The sequence below is a fragment of the Paraconexibacter antarcticus genome, from assembly GCF_024220175.1.
GTDB classification, from domain to species: Bacteria; Actinomycetota; Thermoleophilia; order Solirubrobacterales; family Solirubrobacteraceae; genus Paraconexibacter; species Paraconexibacter antarcticus.
In genome coordinates, this window is sequence record NZ_CP098502.1 from 1,299,733 (window position 1) to 1,316,571 (window position 16,839).

Sequence of the window (16,839 nt, forward strand, 5' to 3'; positions counted from 1 at the left end):
TCGCATGAGCGCTTCCTCCGTGGGCGATCTCGTGACGGTCGCCGGCGGCGGCCCCGAGCTCGACGGCATCGTCTTCGACGTCCCCAGCCGGGAGAAGGTCGTCGTCGCGCTCGTCGACCCCGCCCGCGGGCCGGGCTTCCGCACCGTGCACCCGCGGGTGCTCACCGAGCGCGCGGAGGCCGGCCCCGACGACGCGGCCCTCGACCGGCTCATCCGCCGCACCCCGGTGCCGTCCGGGCGCCGGACGGGCAGCGACTCGGGGCCGGGCGGCGGCCGGTCCGCCGGCCACAGCCGCGGCGCCGCGCACCGCGCCACCGGGAAGTAGCGATCCGGCGGGCGCCGAGCCCGCCGCTCAGCGCCGCAGGGCGAGGAGGTCCACGCCGCCCGCGAGCACCTGCTGGATGCTGCGCAGCGTCGTGCGGCGTCGCTCGAGCTCGACCGGCGTGTAGCAGTGCACCTCGGCCGCGCCGCCCATCGCCGTCGCGTCCCACAGCGCCGTGGCCTGGTGGACACGCTCGAGCCAGGGCACGCCGTCGAAGAGCGGGCTTACGAGGACGAGCAGGTAGGCCGGCGCGTCCGGCCCCGGCAGGGTGCCGCCGACGCGGGTGCCGCCGAGGACCGCGCACTCCAGCGGCCAGCGGTCCTGGACGCGGCGCGCGTACCGCGCGAGCTCGCGGAGGTCCGGCTGGGTGGGCGCGACGCCGACCACCGGACGATGGTGGCACGGCGGCCCGGCGCCGTCCACCACCATCGACGACCGGCGCGGAGGCTAGGCCGCGAACTCGTCGGCCGAGTGCGGGCCGACGCAGGCGATCGCGAGCGTCGTCGGGTCCACACGGCGCGCGATGTCGGCGACCGCGTCGAAGGTGACGGCGTCGAAGCGCTCGACGATCTGGTCGGGGTCGATGTCCTCGCCGAAGACGATCGCCTGGTTCGCGGCCGTCCGGGCGACGGCGTTCGTGTTCTCGAAGGCGAGGACGCGGCGGCCCGCGGCGTACGCCCGCGCGCGCTCGACCTCCTCCTCCCGCGGCCCGTCGGCGTGGAGCTCGGCGACGATCTCCTTCATCCGCGTGAAGGCCTCGGCGCACTTGCCGGACTCCAGGCCTGCGCCGAGCTGCAGGATCGGGACGTCGGCGAACGCGTGGTCGACCGAGTAGACGGAGTAGCAGAGGCCGCGCTGCTCGCGGATCTCGTCGAAGAGGCGCGAGCCCATCGAGCCGCCGAGGAGCGTCGAGTAGATCGTGAGCGCCGCCCGCTGCTTGACGTCCGTCACGTCGACGTCGGGGCGGTAGATCATCCGCAGGTGCGACTGGTTCGAGTCGCGCTCGGTGACGAGGACCTGCGGGGTGAAGGCGGGCGCGGGCTCGAACGGGCCGGGCGCGTCGAGGGTCGGGAAGCGCTCGAGCAGCTCGTTCGTCGCCGCGCCGTCCTCGAGGTGGGAGACGTTGCCCACGATGAACGCGCCGCCGCGGCTGCCCGCCCACTGACGCTCCCGGAAGGCGATGATCCCGTCGCGGCTGAAGGTCTTCAGGTGCTCCTCGGGCCCGAGGACGGTCCGCCCGAGCGGGTGGTCGCCGAAGGCGGCCTTGTCGATGAGCTCCTCGGCGACGGCCGACGGCTGGTCGGCGTAGCGGGCGATCTCCTGGATGACGACGCCGCGCTCCTTGTCGAGCTCCTCCTGGTCGAGCAGCGGCCGGCCGACGAAGTCCGTGAGCAGGTCGAGCGCCTCCATCGTCGCCTCGGCGCGGACCGTGATGTGGAACGCGACGAGGTCGTGGGACGTGTACGCGTTGAGCGAGCCGCCCATCCGCTCGGCCGTCTCGTTGACCTTGCGGTAGTCGTCGTACTTCTCGCCGCCCTTGAAGACGAGGTGCTCGAGGAAGTGCGCCATCCCGTTCTCCTCGGGACGTTCGGTCCGGGCGCCGGCGTCGAACGCGACGAGGATCGTCGTGGCGCGTGTGCCCTCCAGGGCCATGCGATGCAGCGGCAGGCCGTTGGCCAGGATCTCGGTCCGGATGGAGGGCATCCGGGCAGTCTACGAACCCCGCTGCAAGGGCCGTTGCACGGGCGCGGACGTGCAGGGAAAACGCCATGCGGTGGCTAACCTCGGGTGACGATGGCCATCTCCGAGAGGCATGCCCGCAACCTGGATCGCACCCGGGCGCGGCCAGATCAGCAGGTCCCGAACGTCATCGAGTTCCGGGACGTCACCAAGCGCTTCGACTCGGGGGACACCGGGCTCGAGAACGCGACGTTCTCGATCCAGCGGGGCGAGTTCGTCTTCCTCGTCGGCCACACCGGCTCGGGCAAGTCGACGATCATGCGGCTGCTCATCAAGGAGCACGAGCCGACGAGCGGGACGATCCGCGTCGCCGGCCACGACCTCTCCGCGCTCGACCGCAAGAAGGTCCCGTACTACCGCCGCAACCTCGGGATCGTCTTCCAGGACTTCAAGCTCCTGCCGAACCGCACGGTGCACGACAACGTCGCGTACGCGCTGCAGGTGACGGGCGGCACCCGCAAGGACATCCGCGCGAAGGTGCCGGACATCCTCCGCCTCACGGGCCTGTCGACGAAGCTCCACAACTTCCCCGACCAGCTGTCGGGCGGCGAGCAGCAGCGCGTCGCCGTGGCGCGCGCGTTCGTGAACCACCCGCCGCTGCTCATCGCCGACGAGCCGACCGGCAACCTCGACCCCGAGACGTCCATCGGGATCATGCAGCTGCTCTACCGCATCAACCGCACCGGCACGACCGTGCTCGTCGCGACGCACGACCACGCGATGGTCGACCGGATGCGCCGCCGCGTTATCGAGCTGTCCGGCGGCAAGGTCATCCGCGACGAGCTCACCGGCGCCTACCGCGAGGGCGAGGTCTCGACCGGCGAGTTCGGCGCGCTCATGCGCGGCGAGCCGGCGCCCGCCCCCCGCCGCCTGCCCGACCCGGGCGACCTCTTCGACGACGCCTTCTAGGCCGGAGCCCCACCCGTCATGCGCTTTTCCTTCTTCCTCAAAGAGGCGATGCGGTCCGTGAACCGCAACGCCATCCCGAGCTTCGCCGCCGTCGCCTCGGTCGTCGTGACCGTGCTCGTCCTCGGGGTGTTCATCCCCGTCGTGCAGGCGACGACCGGTGCCGCGAACGAGGTCCGCGGCCGCGTCCTCGTCGACGTCTTCCTGAAGACCGACGCGACGAAGAGCGACGTCGCCCGCGTGAAGACCCTGCTGACCGACAAGACCGGCCACGTCGGGAAGGTCGTCTTCGTCTCCAAGGAGCAGGCCTACCAGCAGGAGAAGAAGCGCAACCCGGAGGCCTACCAGCTGCTCGGGTCCAACCCGCTGCCGGACACCTTCCGCGTCACGCCGGACAAGGCGGACAACGCGCTGAAGCTCCGCGACGAGCTCGCGCCCGTCTCCGCCTCGGGGTCGCGCAGCAACATCGATCCGGCGATCGAGAAGGTCGAGAACCGCAAGGACCAGACGGGCAAGATCCTCACGGCCACGCGCGTCGTGAAGCTCGCGATGTTCCTCCTGGCGAGCCTGCTCGTCATCGCGTCGATCCTGCTCATCTCGAACACGATCCGCCTGTCGCTCTTCTCGCGCCGCCGCGAGGTCGAGGTCATGAAGCTCGTCGGCGCGACCGACTGGTTCATCCGCTGGCCGTTCGTCATCGAGGGCGTCGTCCTCGGCGCGCTCGGCGGGGTGGTGGCGATCCTCCTGCTGCTCGTGGGCAAGATCGCCCTCATCGACCCGCTCGCGAGCGACTTCGCGCTCATCGCCGCGCCGGAGACGATCTCGTTCACGCTCCTCGTGTCGCTGCTCTTTGCGGCGAGCGTCGGCGTGTCCGGTCTCGGTGCGGGGCTCTCCCTGCGCCGCTTCCTGCGGGTCTGACCGCTAGCCTGGGGATTACGGCCTGGTGCCGTCTTCCCTCGTGAGCACCGTCCGCCGCCTCATCCCCACCGTCACGATCGTCCTCGCCGTCCTCGCGGTCGGCGTGTGGCTCGGCGGCCATCCGCAGTGGCTGCCGGACCCGGTCCGGCACGCCTTCGTCGACAAGAAGGCCGACGACGTCACCGAGGCGATTCAGAAGATCCAGGACGTCTACTACCGGCCGATCGGTGATCGGCAGCTCACCGACTCCGCGATCAAGGGCATGATCGCCGGCCTGGACGACCGCTTCTCGAACTACTTCACGCCGAAGGAGTACGCGTCCTTCCAGCAGGACCAGAACAGCAGCTTCTCCGGCATCGGCATGCTCGTCGCGCAGGACCCCAAGGGGCTCCTGGTGACGAAGGTCTATCCGTCCTCGCCGGCGAGCCAGGCGGGCATCCGCGCAGGGGACGTCATCGTCCGGGCCAAGGGCCGCTCGCTGAAGGGCGTCACCTCGCGGCAGTCGACGGCGCTCATCAAGGGACCGGCGGGGACGTCGGTCCGCATCACCTACCTCCACAAGGGCAAGCCGCACACGGTCACGGCGACCCGCGCGGAGATCAGCGTCCCGATGGTCGCGTCGACGCTGAAGACCGTCCGCGGGAAGAAGATCGGCGTCGTCGCGCTCAGCCAGTTCGGCTCCGGCGCCCACGCCGAGGTCTACGCCGCGCTGCGCAAGCTGCTCAAGCGCGGCGCCGACCGCTTCGTCTTCGACCTGCGCGGCAACGGGGGCGGCCTCGTCACCGAGGCGCAGCTCATCGCGAGCGCGTTCATCAGGTCCGGGCCGATCGTCACGACGAAGGGCCGCAACGTCCCGGCCCAAACGCTCGACGCCACCGGTGAGCCGGTCGTCCCGACCGATCCGCTCGTCGTGCTCGTCGACAAGGGGACGGCCAGCGCCTCGGAGATCGTCACCGGCGCCCTCCAGGACACGAAGCGGGCGACCGTCGTCGGGACCCGGACGTTCGGCAAGGGCGTCTTCCAGCAGGTCCTCGAGCTGTCGGACGGCGGGGCGCTCGACATCACCGCGGGCCAGTACTTCACGCCGAAGGGCCGCAACCTCGGCGGCAAGGGCGTCACGAACGGCAGGACGGTGAACACCGGCGCGGGCATCGCCCCCGACGTCCCGGCGAAGGACGACCCCGAGACCCGCACCCGCGACGAGGGCCTCGAGAAGGCACTTGCGGTCGTGGCCGCCAAGTGAGCGGGAACGGCAAGGGGAAGGGCAAGGGGCCGCCCGGCGGGTCCAAGCCCGGCAAGCGCAAGTCGAAGGTCAAGGCGGCGAAGGCGAAGCGCAAGCCCGCCGGCCCCGGGGCACCCAAGCGCGGCGCCGCCGAGCCCGGCCGCCCCGGCCGCAAGGCGGCGCCGCGCACCGCGGCGCGCAGCCGCGAGGCCGAGCCCGCCGCCGCCGGGGACCTCCTCGTCTGCCGGCTCGAGCACCGCGGCCGCCAGCTCAGCGCCGTCCCGTTCTTCAACCGTGGACCGCGCATCCCGGTGGACCGCGTCCGGGACGGGGGCGACGGCGACCTCGTCCTGCTCCAGACCGCCCGCTCCGAGCGCGGCGCCCCGAAGGTCCTCCGGGTCCTCGGCCGCCCCGACAACGCCGCGGCCGTCCTCGAGGCGCTCATGCTCGACCGGGGGCTGGCGCGGCGCTTCCCGCCCGGCGTCGAGAAGGCGGCCGAGGAGGCGCGCGACGCCGGCCGCGCCGGGCAGCTCGACCACATCGGCGGGGCGGCCCGGGAGGACCTGCGGGCACTGACGACGTTCACGATCGACCCGGCGACCGCGAAGGACTTCGACGACGCGATCAGCGCCGAGGCCCTCGGAGACGGCCACTGGCGCGTATGGGTCCACATCGCGGACGTCAGCGCCTTCGTCCGGCCGGGCTCCGCGATCGATCGCGAGGCCTACCGGCGCGCGACGAGCGTCTACGTCCCGGGCAAGGTCGAGCCCATGCTGCCGGTCGCGCTGAGCAACGACGCCTGCTCGCTGCGGCCGGGGGTCGACCGCCTCGCCGTCACCGCCGAGCTCGAGGTCCGCGGCGACCGAGTCGTCAGCGCCCGCTTCTGCCGCTCCACGATCCGCTCCGACGAGCGCCTGGACTACGACCGCGTCGACCGCATCTTCGCGGGGGAGGAGCGCGCCGAGGACCCGTGGGCCGGCCCGCTCGCCGCCGCTCGCGCCGCCGCCGCCGCCCTCGGCTCCCGCCGCGCCGCCGGCGCACTCTCGATCGAGTCCGCCGAGCCGACCTTCTCCTTCGACGGTCGTGGCCACGTCGACGGCGCCAAGGTCGGCATCCAGACCGAGTCGCACACGCTCATCGAGCACCTCATGGTCGCGACGAACGAGGCCGTCGCCGGCCTGCTCGACGAGCGGAAGATCCCCACCCTCTACCGGGTGCACGAGAAGCCGGACGGGAGCGCCGTCGAGCGGCTCGTCGAGCAGCTCGCCTCGCTGGACGTGGCGACGCCCGCCGTGCCGGAGCGGCTCACGCCGGACGTCGCGGCCCAGGCGATCGTCGAGGCCTCCCGCCTCATCGACGAGCATGCGACACGGACCGGGCACGGCCGCCGCGCGCTCACCTCGTTGCTGCTGCGGTCGCTGAAGCAGGCCCGCTACGGGGCGAAGAACCTCGGTCACGCCGGGCTCGGGCTCAGCCACTACTGCCACTTCACCTCACCGATCCGGCGCTATCCCGACCTCGTCGCGCACCGGGCGCTCCTCAGCGCCATCGGAGCGGGGGAGGACGCGCCGCGCGGCGGCGCGATGGAGGAGGCGGGGGTCACGACCTCGGCCCGCGAGCGCGAGGCGATGAAGATCGAGCGCGCGGCCGACGACGTCGCGCGGTGCTTCCTGCTCGAGCGCGAGCTCTTCGAGGGCACCGGGGGTACGGGGCGCCCGTTCCCGGGGGAGGTCGTCGGCATCATCGAGGCCGGCGCGTTCGTCGCGTTCGGGGGACCGGACTCCCGCGCGCCCGGCGGCTACGAGGGCATGCTCCCCGTCCGCCGGATGCACGGCGACTGGTGGACGCTCAACGAGGCGGGGACGGTGCTCACCGGGACGAGCAGCAAGGAATCGATCCGGCTCGGCGACGCGGTCACCGTCAGCGTTCACCGGGTGGATGCGCCTCGCGGTCGCGTCGACCTCGACCTCTCCTAAAGGGTCAGCGCCCGGCTTTGCGGCGACGGTCTAGGCTCAGAGCATGGCCAAGGGTGGCAAGCGCAAGATCAACGAGGGGGACGTGGCCAGCAACCGGCAGGCCGCCTTCCGGTTCGAGTTCATGGACCGCCTCGAGTGCGGCATCGTGCTCACGGGCACCGAGGTCAAGTCGATCCGCACCGGCACCGTCCAGCTGAAGGACGGCTACGCGCTCATCCGCGACGGCGAGCTCTTCCTCCACAACGTCCACATCCCGCCGTACGGGCCGGCGTCACGCGAGAACCACGACCCCGAGCGGGTCCGCAAGCTCCTCGCCAACCGCAAGGAGATCGACAAGCTCGTCGCGGAGACGAAGGAGAAGGGCTACACGCTCGTCCCGCTCCGCGTGTACTTCAAGGGGCCGCGGGCGAAGGTCGAGATCGCGCTGGGCAAGGGCAAGGACCGCTTCGACAAACGCGAGTCGATCAAGAAGAAGGACATGCAGCGCGACGTCCAGCGCCAGCTGCGTGACGCCGAGCGCTGAGCGCGGAACCCGCCGCGGCTAGACGTCGCTGAAGGTGCGGGCGACGTGCGTCGCGTCCATGCCCCACACGAGCAGCGCGATGAGCCCGAGGTAGACCACGGCCACGATGAGCCGGTCGCGCGGACGGACCTTGTAGTACGCCCGGACCTCGGAGCCGCCCTCCTTCAGGGCCTTGTGGCGCCGGTAGGTCTCCAGGCCGCCGAAGACCGCGATGAGGATGATGATCGGGTTCGGCGCCAGGAAGACGGCGAGCACGATCCCGAAGAAGCCGAGGTACCACATCCACGGGGACATGGCGGCCATCGCGCGGCCACCGTCGAGCGGGACGACCGGCAGCAGGTTGAAGAGGTTCAGGAAGAACCCGGTGAAGGCGAGCGCCCGGAACATGTCGTTCCCGGTCGCGTCGGCGAGCGGGATGCACGCCGCGGCGCCGATCGAGCCGAGGACGGGGCCGGCCAGGCCGACGCGCGCCTCCGCGAGGGCGTTGTCGCCGAGGGACTTCGCCCACACGAGCGCGCCCATGAAGGGGATGAACACCGGCGCGCTGGCCTCGATGCCCTCGCGGCGCAGCTGGATGACGTGCCCCATCTCGTGGACGAAGAGCAGGATCACGAAGCCGATCGCGAACTGCCACCCCCAGATGAGCGAGTACGCGGCGATGCTCACGAGCATCGAGCCCGACGTCGTGAGGATCTTGAGCTTCGGGATCGCGAGCAGCGCGATCTTCCCGAACTTCAGGATGAGCAGGCCCGCGGCGACGATCGCGCTGCGCAGGCGACGCCACCACGGGACGGGCGCGCTGCCGAACGGGTCTGGGGCGGTCGCGGTCGCGGCCGCGGGGGCGTGGGCCGGCACCGGGGCCTGCGCCGGTGCGGCCGGCGGGAGCCAGCCGGGGGGCGGGGTGGAGGACGAGGGGTCCATGGACCTTCAGTGTGGCAGCCGCAGATAACGGCTCGCTGAGGCCGGTGCGCCCGGTCAGCGCTGCTCGGTCAGGACCGCCTCGGCCGCCTCCTCGGCGGCCGTGAGCTGCCGTTCGACGAGGGCGATGCCGCTCTGCCAGAAGCCGGGGTCGGTGAGGTCGAGGCCCGCGATGGCCGCGAGCTCCTCCGGCGACTTCGAGCCACCCGCGCTGAGCAGCGCGACGTAGTCGTCGACGAAGGCCGGGCCGACCTCGAGGTACCGCCCGTAGACCGAGAGCGCCAGAAGCTGCCCGTAGGCGTACGCGTAGACGTAGCCGGGCGTCCCGACGAAGTGGGGGACGTAGGACCACCACGACTTGTAGTTGTCCGTCACCTCGACCGCGTCGCCGAGGAGCTCCTCCTGGCTCACGGCCCAGAGCTCGCCGATGCGGTCGACCGACAGCTCGCCCTCGGTGCGGCGGGCGGTGTGGACCGCGTGCTCGAACTGGTTCATCGCGACCTGGCGGAAGACCGTCGCGATCGACCCCTCGATGTTCTCGGCGAGGAGCGCGAGGCGGCTCGCGGGGTCCGTCGTCTCCTCGAGCAGGCGGCCGAAGACGAGGGTCTCGCCGAAGACGCTGGCGGTCTCCGCGAGCGTCAGCGGCGTGTGCTGCTCGAAGACGCCGCGCGGGCGGGCGAGGGCGGCGTGGAGGCCGTGCCCGAGCTCGTGGGCCAGCGTCAGGACGTCGCGGCGGCGGTGGGTCCAGTTCAGCAGGACGTACGGGTGCGCGCTCGGGGTCACGTAGGCGCAGAAGGCGCCGCCGCGCTTGCCCGGGCGGACCGGGGCGTCGATGTAATCGCCGTCGAAGAAGCCCTGCGCCGTGTCGCCGAGGATCGGGGAAAAGTCGCGGAAGGAGGAGACGACGAGCTCGCGGGCGTCGTCCCACCCGAACTCCTCGTCGGCCGTCGCGACGGCGGCCATCCGGTCGTAGTCGGCGAGCCGGTCGACGCCGAGCAGGCGGGCCTTCAGGCGGTACCAGCGGCGCGGGAGCTCGTACGCGCCCTTCACCGCGTCGATGAGCGCCTGGACGGACTCGTCGCTCGCCTCGTTGGAGAGGTTGCGGCTCGACAGCCAGCTGTCGAAGTTGCGCAGCCGGTCGTCCGTCGCCTTGTCCGCCAGCAGTGTGTTGAAGATGAAGGCGCGCGTCCGGAGCCCGGGCGCGAGGGCATCCGTGACGGCCTGCTGGGTGGCGGCCCGCACCGCGCGGTCCGGGTCATAGAGCTTCGAGAGCGCGACGTCGAGCGCGACCTTCTCCTCCTCGCCCGGGAGGGTCACCTCGATGGCGCTCGTCAGCTCGCTGAAGAGGCGCGACCACGCGCTGCGGCCCGTGACCGACTTCTCGGTGAGGATGCGCTCCTCGGGCTCGGAGAGCAGGTGCGGCCGGTAGCGGCGCGCGTTGCGGAGGTGGTGGCGGCTCGTGTCGAGGCCGTCGGCCGTGAGCAGCTGGTCGGCGAGCGCATCGTCGAGCGCCGCCCACTCGAGCTCGAAGAACTGGAGCGTCGTCTCGATCGCCGTCGCCTTCTCCTGCACCTTCTGCATGAGCGCGCCGATCTTCGGGTCCGCGGTGTCGACGGAGAACTGCAGGGACGCGTAGGAGTACGCGAGGCCGATGAGCTCGGAGATCCCGGCGAGCTCCTCCATCGCGGCGGCGAGCGTCGGGCCGTCGAACGCGGCGACCTTGCCGGCGTGGGCGGCGGCGAACGCGGTCGCGCGCTCGGCGGCCTCGTCGAGCTGGCGGTCGACGCCAGCCGGCCCCTCACCGTCGACCAACGGCTCCAGGTTCCAGGCGACGTCTCCGACCTCGGTGGTGCTCATGGGGCGACAGCGTAGTGCGGCGTCGCGCGGGCCCGCGCGAGACGCAGGCCCCGAGGGTCGGTTCGCGACGGATTTCCGCCGAGGATGCGGCATCATCCGTTGAGTCCCCTTGCACTGCCGCGGCCGCGGTGGGACGGTTGGACCAGACGCGGGAACGAGCCGCGAAGAGCGAGACCAGGTCCTCCTCCGGGGGGACCACCGCAAGCCCCTCGGGGCGCCGTGCCCTCGGGTACGGGCGGTGAGACGGTGTGAGGTCGCGCCACCAGAGCTTCGGGCGCACCCTTCACGGGGTCGCGACCGGGAGGACGGTTCCGTCGAGCGGCTCGAGCCCGCGTCGCCTTGTCTGCGCGACGCGCCGGCGAGCAACGCCTCCCGCGCCCGCTACACTCGGTGGCGTAGGGCATCAACACGGGGACGACAGGCTTCGACGTGGTCGGTTCCGTATTGGTGGTAGCGAGCCGAGGTTCCGGGTGGCCTCGTAAAACCCCGGGAAAAACACACATGCGGACTCTCACGAGTACGCCCTCGCTGCCTAGATCCAATCTAGGTGAGTGAGGACTCAGCCCTCGCCTGCCGGCCGTGAGGGACCTGGGTTCAGATGCCGGCTCCACCTGGGGAGGAACGCCTTCGCCGAACCGGGGAAATCATCAGACGGGCTGGCCGGACGCAACCCCGCCCGCAAGGCGAGCGATCGGCGAGATCAGAGTGCGGGCTACGCTCGTAGAAGCTCCCAGTACGCGGCTGCGGACGTGGGTTCAATTCCCACCGTCTCCACCAATTTCACGAAGGTCGAACCCCGGTCCACTCTCGAGAGGGCCGGGGTTCCTTTGTGTCCGGCGACAGGACCGGCGCGCTCACAATGGCGCTCCTGGACTGCGAGCGTTCCAGGCTGGACCTCAAGGCCGTCATGTCGCGGGCATATACGCCGAGAGGCGCCGCAGAGCCCGGCGTGAAACTCGCTCCTGGCCTGGTTCGCGACGCCGCACTCGTGGTCTTGGCGGACGCAGGCGTGCCTCTTGAGGCGCGCGACGTCCACGCGCGGGTCAATGCGCTCCTCGGGCGCGACGTCCCGCGATCTTCGACGAAAGGGTGGCTCTACGAGCACGCGACGCGGCGAGGCGAGCTGGTCATTCGCATCTCGACCGGCTGCTATGCGCTCGGACCGGCCACGTCCGGAGGGGTCATCGAGCGGGCCCGACGTCGGATCGAGCACGTCACTGGGTCGCCGGCCAGCGCGGGGAGTTGCAACGCGCCAACATCAGATGCATAGGTGGTACCTTAGAACACCTATGTGCCATAGTGCTCTGTATGGCACGACGAATCAGCGAGTTCCCCTCCGACGACGGCACGAAGTCCCAGCGGCGGTATCCCTGGGATGAGTGGACCGACGGAGGCGCATGGGAGATCCGGCGCGGCGAGGACTACGACGCCGCGACCGAGAACATGCGCGTCAACCTCCACATGAAGGCCGACGCGCTGGCGATCAAGGTCCGCACCAAGAAGGTCAGCGACGACAACGGCGAGGGGCTGGCGTTCCAGTTCTACGACCCCGAAGAGAACGAGATCAAGATGAAGACGGCAACGATCGGCACCACCGAGGGTCAGGCGGCCCTGGAGATGCTCTACGCGGACGCGATGGAGATCTACGAGCGGGCGCGCAAGGAGGTCACCATCGAGCGCAGCGACGGGCGCACGCAGAAGTACGCCGCAGTCCGCTACAAGCAGCAGATCGAGAAGGGCCAGGCCGACGGCGTCCTGGTGCCCACCATCGCCAGGATCATCCGCAAGCCGACCCTGGGCTTCGGACACCTGGAGAACGCCAACCGGCCGGACCTGATGCTCGAGACGCTGGTCCTCGACACCACCAAGCCATACCACCGGTTCTTCACGGAGAAGACCATCGCCACGGCGAGGGCCCGCATGCAGGACGCTGGCTTCCTGCCGGCCGACTGACGCTCGAAAAGGGAAAGACCCCCGTCCGAACTGGACAGGGGTCTTCTGGTGGGGCCCACGGATGAGCGGTGTTCACAGTGGTGCTCTTGCCCCAACTCGAAGCCGGTTCATGGTCGCGTTGCCTCGTAGACCGGAACCTGTCAAGCCGGATGAGACAGTGTCGGGGCGAATTTAGTGAGCGGCGGGCTCCTCGGGCTTGGGCTTGTTGATGTAGGCGGCGGTCGGCAGCGCGGGCGGTCGGGGCGGGTGCCGGACGAAGCGTTCGGGCGTGGCGGCGTAGGCCGCGTCGAGGACGGTGGTGCGGGCGGCGTGGACGGCCGGAGCGTGGCCGTGGTGGACGTCGTGTGGGGTCATCAGGCCGATGCCGGCGTGGCGGTGAGCGTGGTGGTACCAGCCGAAGAAGTCGCGGCAGAAGGCGCGGGCGTGGTCGATGTGGTCGAACCGTGCGGGGAACCCGGGCCGGTACTTCATCGTCTTGAACTGTGACTCGGAGTACGGGTTGTCCGTCGACGTGTACGGCCGGTTATGCGAGCGCAGGACGCCGAGGTCGGCGAGGAGGAACGCGACGGGCTTGGACGTCATCGCCGGGCCGCGGTCGGCGTGCACCGTCAACTGGCCACGGACGATGTTCTGTTGCTCGCACGCCTGGCCGATCAGCGCCTTGGCCAGGTGCGCGTTCTCGCGGTGCTGCACCGTCCAGCCGACGGCGTAGCGGCTGTAGACGTCGAGAATGACGTAGAGGTAGTAGTAGGTCCACTTCGCCGGACCCTTCAACTTCGAGATGTCCCAGGACCAAATCTCGTTCGGCCGCTCGGCGAGCAGTTCCGGTGCGGCGTAGGGCGGATGGGTCAGCTGCGCGCGGCGCTCGGTGACGCCGCCGTACTCGGCGGCGAGGATCCGGTACATCGTGCGCTGCGACGCAAGGTAGATCCCCTCATCCAGCAGCGTCGCCCAGACCTCGGCAGGGGAGGCGTCCTGAAAGCGCGGGCTGTGCAACTGCTCGAGCACCGCGGCACGCTCCTCATCCGACAGCGCCCGGCCGGGCCGCCTGCGCGGCACTGACGCGCGCGCGGGCGGCGGGCTGCGTCGGCGATACAACGACGCCCTGGACGCGCCGAGGGCGCGGCACGCGGGCAGGATGCCGACCAGCGGCTCGATCTCAATGACGGCCTGATCGATCATGATCGCGGCGGCTGCTCGTCGGTCTCCGGCGCGCTCTTGGCCAGCAGTTCTTCCAAGAGCGCGGAGACGTTTCCCTGCACCTCGATCACCCGACGCGCCGTCACCAGATCGGCCTGCGAGCGCTCCAGCTGGCGACGCAGCGCCGCGTTCTCCATCCGCTCGGCGCTCGGCGGCTTGGGGCCACGCTGGCGAGGCTCCAGCGCCCCGAGCGCGCCGCTGTCGCGGGCCCGCCGCCACTCCGTCAGCAGCGAGGAGTACAAGCCCTCGCGGCGCAGCACCTCGCCGATCTCGCCGGGCTTGGTGCACGCCTCGGCGGCGAGCACGATCTTCAGCTTGTACGCCGCGGTGAACCTGCGGCGCGTCGCCCGCGGCACGAGCTCGGGATCCGGGACCCCCACCAGCGACGACGCGCCGCCGGCGATGTGCCTACGCTCGCCTTCGGCTCCCTCCGGCACACCGCCGGCGGAACCCTCCAGCTCGTCCTTCATCCCTGCAGGGAACTGCGACACAACGCACGTCCGTTCTCGCCCTCAGGCTCAGTAAATACAACGGTAGAACCTGTCTCACGTCACCTTGGCAGAGAGGGGACGGTGGCGCAGGAAACGATCCCGCAAAAAATCAACGTGAGTGCGATGTACGGGTTCATCCACATGCCACCAGACACGCCGATGCCGAGCGTCACGCCCGCGACCCACCCCGCGAGGGCCGACCTTCTGTCGTTGGTCCTGTTGCCCGAACCGGGGAGTGCCCTATCGGCCATAGTCGACCCCTTCGTGGTAGTCGTGATCGGCGGGTGTCGGGTGGGACGGGCGCGCGAACCACTCGGGTAGCACGCACCACACGAACGCAAACACCAGCCCGAGGACAGGGACGAATACGGCCAAGCTGCCCAAGCTCGGAACAGTCATGGCTTCCTCTCGGGGTTGAGGATCGGGTCAAGGCCGCATGTGCATCTGCGGGTCCACCACTTGATCCGATTGCACTCACGATCGTGTCGTCCGTACCTACTCAGTGCCTTGCGCAGCCGCTTGTTCTCGGCCACCGCTTCGTCACGCTGCTGCTTGAACATCAACACCGTCCCAGCGAGGGGCACGGCGCATGTCCCCGTATGCCATCTGGGAAGTACGCACACGTCGGTGTTCTGGCAACGACCCTCGGAGGCGTCCTCCTGCTTCACACTGGCGCGGACCTTCTGGACCTCCTGGGCTCTGTAGTCGTCCCGTGGCGGGCAGATGCAATTCTCGCGTGTCACGGGGGCAGGGCAGCCCTCAACATGTATGCGGTTCGTTTGCTCGGGGTTTCCGCTTCCGCCCAAATCAGAATCATCCATTTTGGACTCCTCGTGTACTTGCCTCCGACCGGATGTCGGGAGCACGTGCTGGGGGAGTTGTGGTGCCCCCGTCCGGACTGGACGGGGGCTACCTATTCGAGAATGCCCTTCTCTCGCAGAAACGCTTCGGGGTCCTCGATGCCGGCCTCCATGAGAGCCGTGAACGCGTAGCCGAGGGCCTCCTCGAGATCCAGGGAGACCATCTGCTCGAGGTCTTCCTGGACGAGGCAGCCGCTGCACGCCTGAACGACATCGTCGGTGGTCATCGCACGCGCCGTACCGGCTGGAACCTCGCCATGATTGCCGTGTCCGCTGCCTTCACGGCAACGTAAGCCGGGAGCGCCACGATGGGAGTCATGAAAAAGGCAGCCGACGGTTTGACGAAGAAGTAGACGCCAGCACCGAGGACGCAGAACGACCCCAGCAACAAGCATTCGATGTATCGCCTTGCCAACCATTGGCCGGGCTCCATGGCAGGGCAGTCCGGATTGATCTTCTGGGCCGTCAGCCGAACATCGGTGATCCTGCAGACCGGCAACGCGATACCAGCGAGCACGGCAATGAGATAAGCGGTCAACGCGGACTCCTCGTGTACTTGCCACCGACCGGGTGTCGGAAGCACGTCTCAGAGGAGCGCGTGACGTATGGCTTTTATGCGCCTAAATGACCGAAAAGTCAATAGGAATGGAGGGCTCGTCTAGGCGCTGAAGTCGTAGCCCTGGAAGTCCCCCGGTCTGGTGGACAGGTCGGGGTTAGGCCGCGTGAGCGGCCGTTGTTGTAGTCAACAGGGTCTGGTCGGGGGAGGGGGAGAAAGCCGTTCCCGTATCGCGTAGAGGGGTGTTCTCGTAGTCCACGGGGCTGAGCATCCCGAGGCGGGAGTGGCGTCGGCGGCGGTTGTAGAACGTCTCGATGTAGCCGAACACCGCTGTTCGCGCCTCGGTCTTGGTCGGCCACGAGCGGCGGTGGATGAGGTCCTTCTTCAGGCTCGCGTGGAAGCTCTCCATCGCGGCGTTGTCGTAGCAGTCGCCCTTGGATCCCATCGAGATGTCGATGTCCACGCTGCGGCAGCGCTGGGTGAAGATCAGAGACGTGTATTGCCCGCCCTGGTCGCTGTGATGTATCGGCCGCCCGTCGGGCCGGCGCCTGGCGACGGCCATCTCCAGCGCGTCGATGACGAGCTCGGCGCGCATGTGATCGGCCATCGCCCAGCCGACGATCCGGCGGCTGTAGCAGTCCATCACCGACGCCAGGTAGAGCCACCCTTCCCACGTGCGGATGTAGGTGATGTCGGCGACCCACAGCTGGTTGATCCGGGTCGGGTTGAAGTCGCGCTCCACCAGATCGGGTGCGGTCCGCACGCCCTGCACGCGGATCGTGGTGCGTCCGCGCCGTCGTTTGTGCAGGCCCGAGAGGCCGGCGTTGCGCATCAGCCGCTCCACGCGTTTGCGGCCGACCAGAACGTCGTGCTGCAGCCGCAGCTCGGCATGGATCCGCGGGGAGCCATAGGTCTTCAGCGCGTCCGTGTGGATGACCGAGATCTGGTCGGTGAGCGCCGCGTCAGCGACGGCCCGGGCCGACGGCGGCCGAACGATCCAGGCGTGATAGCCCGAGCGCGAGACCGCGAGCACACGGCACATCAGGCTGATCGAGTGGCAGGCCTTGTTCGCCAGAACGAACCGGAAGGCGATCACCGGTTCTTGTTCTCTGCCACGAAGAAGGCCGCTGCTTTTTTTAGGATCTCACGCTCCTCCGCGAGGATCCGGTTCTCCTTGCGCAGGCGCCGCAGCTCCTCGCGCTCGCTGGTGCTCAGGCCCTCCGAGCGACCTTCGTCAGCGTCAAGCTGCTCGCGCCAGCTGCGCAGCGACCCTTCCGAGACTCCGAGCTCCTTCGCCAGCTGCGGGACGGTGCGGCCGCTGGACCGCAGGAGCCGAACGGCCTCCAGGCGGAATTCCAACGAGTACGGCGGGACCTTGGGCATATGCAGACATCCTC

The 16,839-nt window shown here is 69.8% G+C and carries 14 protein-coding genes, 1 other RNA gene and 1 pseudogene; 8 read left to right on the forward strand and 8 right to left on the reverse strand.

All coding sequences use genetic code 11. The features are described 5' to 3' along the window. The first annotated feature begins 4 nt into the window (after positions 1–4). The gene (locus NBH00_RS06535; RefSeq protein WP_254572546.1) at positions 5–325 is read left to right on the forward strand and encodes a hypothetical protein; all 321 of its coding nucleotides are present in this window, start codon (positions 5–7) and stop codon (positions 323–325) included. 27 nt (positions 326–352) lie between these two features. Here the strand turns inward: NBH00_RS06535 and NBH00_RS06540 are convergent, their stop codons facing one another. Next, entirely contained in the window at positions 353–709 is a 357-nt protein-coding gene (locus tag NBH00_RS06540; RefSeq protein WP_254572547.1) for a hypothetical protein, read from the reverse strand. Between the two features lie 60 nt (positions 710–769). Next, positions 770–2,026 (reverse strand): M16 family metallopeptidase, encoded by a 1,257-nt coding sequence (locus tag NBH00_RS06545; RefSeq protein ID WP_254572548.1) that lies wholly within the window; start codon positions 2,024–2,026, stop codon positions 770–772. A gap of 90 nt (positions 2,027–2,116) precedes the next feature. Here NBH00_RS06545 and ftsE point away from each other — a divergent pair, with 90 nt between their 5' ends. The 5 genes from ftsE to smpB are packed head-to-tail and all read left to right on the forward strand — an operon-like array spanning position 2,117 to position 7,607. After that, on the forward strand, positions 2,117–2,971 hold the full coding sequence (ftsE, locus tag NBH00_RS06550) for a cell division ATP-binding protein FtsE (protein ID WP_254572549.1): 855 nt from the start codon (positions 2,117–2,119) through the stop codon (positions 2,969–2,971). An 18-nt stretch (positions 2,972–2,989) separates the two neighbouring features. Beyond that, positions 2,990–3,886: a cell division protein FtsX gene (locus NBH00_RS06555; RefSeq protein ID WP_254572550.1), complete on the forward strand. Its 897-nt coding sequence runs from the start codon at positions 2,990–2,992 to the stop codon at positions 3,884–3,886. Positions 3,887–3,911: 25 nt separating this feature from the next. Then, a complete protein-coding gene (locus NBH00_RS06560) occupies positions 3,912–5,129 on the forward strand; it encodes a S41 family peptidase (RefSeq protein ID WP_254572551.1) in 1,218 nt (405 codons plus the stop codon). Beyond that, a complete protein-coding gene (locus NBH00_RS06565) occupies positions 5,126–7,084 on the forward strand; it encodes a ribonuclease R family protein (protein WP_254572552.1) in 1,959 nt (652 codons plus the stop codon). The genes NBH00_RS06560 and NBH00_RS06565 overlap by 4 nt, the downstream gene beginning before the upstream one ends. Before the next feature lie 43 nt (positions 7,085–7,127). Next, positions 7,128–7,607, forward strand: coding sequence for an SsrA-binding protein SmpB (smpB, locus tag NBH00_RS06570; RefSeq protein WP_254572553.1), 480 nt, complete (start codon positions 7,128–7,130; stop codon positions 7,605–7,607). A gap of 18 nt (positions 7,608–7,625) precedes the next feature. Here the strand turns inward: smpB and NBH00_RS06575 are convergent, their stop codons facing one another. Together NBH00_RS06575 and NBH00_RS06580 are read right to left on the reverse strand one after the other, a co-directional pair. Continuing rightward, a complete protein-coding gene (locus NBH00_RS06575) occupies positions 7,626–8,528 on the reverse strand; it encodes a site-2 protease family protein (RefSeq protein ID WP_254572554.1) in 903 nt (300 codons plus the stop codon). A gap of 54 nt (positions 8,529–8,582) precedes the next feature. Further along, the gene (locus tag NBH00_RS06580) at positions 8,583–10,382 is read right to left on the reverse strand and encodes a M3 family oligoendopeptidase (protein WP_254572555.1); all 1,800 of its coding nucleotides are present in this window, start codon (positions 10,380–10,382) and stop codon (positions 8,583–8,585) included. Positions 10,383–10,792: 410 nt separating this feature from the next. Between NBH00_RS06580 and ssrA the strand changes: the two genes are divergently transcribed. Both ssrA and NBH00_RS06590 read left to right on the forward strand, forming a co-directional pair. Then, positions 10,793–11,159, forward strand: a transfer-messenger RNA (tmRNA) gene (gene ssrA, locus NBH00_RS06585). A 531-nt stretch (positions 11,160–11,690) separates the two neighbouring features. Beyond that, entirely contained in the window at positions 11,691–12,335 is a 645-nt protein-coding gene (locus tag NBH00_RS06590) for a hypothetical protein (protein ID WP_254572556.1), read from the forward strand. Positions 12,336–12,506: 171 nt separating this feature from the next. Here NBH00_RS06590 and NBH00_RS06595 read toward each other — a convergent pair. The 4 genes and pseudogenes from NBH00_RS06595 to NBH00_RS06610 all read right to left on the reverse strand — a co-directional run. Beyond that, a protein-coding gene (locus NBH00_RS06595) for an IS3 family transposase (protein WP_254573690.1) occupies positions 12,507–13,939 on the reverse strand; the annotation gives its coding sequence in 2 pieces (ribosomal slippage) (positions 12,507–13,591 and positions 13,591–13,939; 1,434 coding nt in all). 1,000 nt (positions 13,940–14,939) lie between these two features. Then, the gene (locus tag NBH00_RS06600) at positions 14,940–15,113 is read right to left on the reverse strand and encodes a hypothetical protein (RefSeq protein WP_254572557.1); all 174 of its coding nucleotides are present in this window, start codon (positions 15,111–15,113) and stop codon (positions 14,940–14,942) included. Then, positions 15,110–15,424 carry a hypothetical protein gene (locus NBH00_RS06605; RefSeq protein ID WP_254572558.1) on the reverse strand — a complete coding sequence of 105 codons (315 nt, stop codon included), beginning with the start codon at positions 15,422–15,424 and terminating at the stop codon, positions 15,110–15,112. The genes NBH00_RS06600 and NBH00_RS06605 overlap by 4 nt, the downstream gene beginning before the upstream one ends. A 265-nt stretch (positions 15,425–15,689) precedes the next feature. Then, positions 15,690–16,825, reverse strand: a pseudogene (locus tag NBH00_RS06610) (IS3 family transposase); the annotation flags it as partial. Positions 16,826–16,839: the final 14 nt, after the last annotated feature.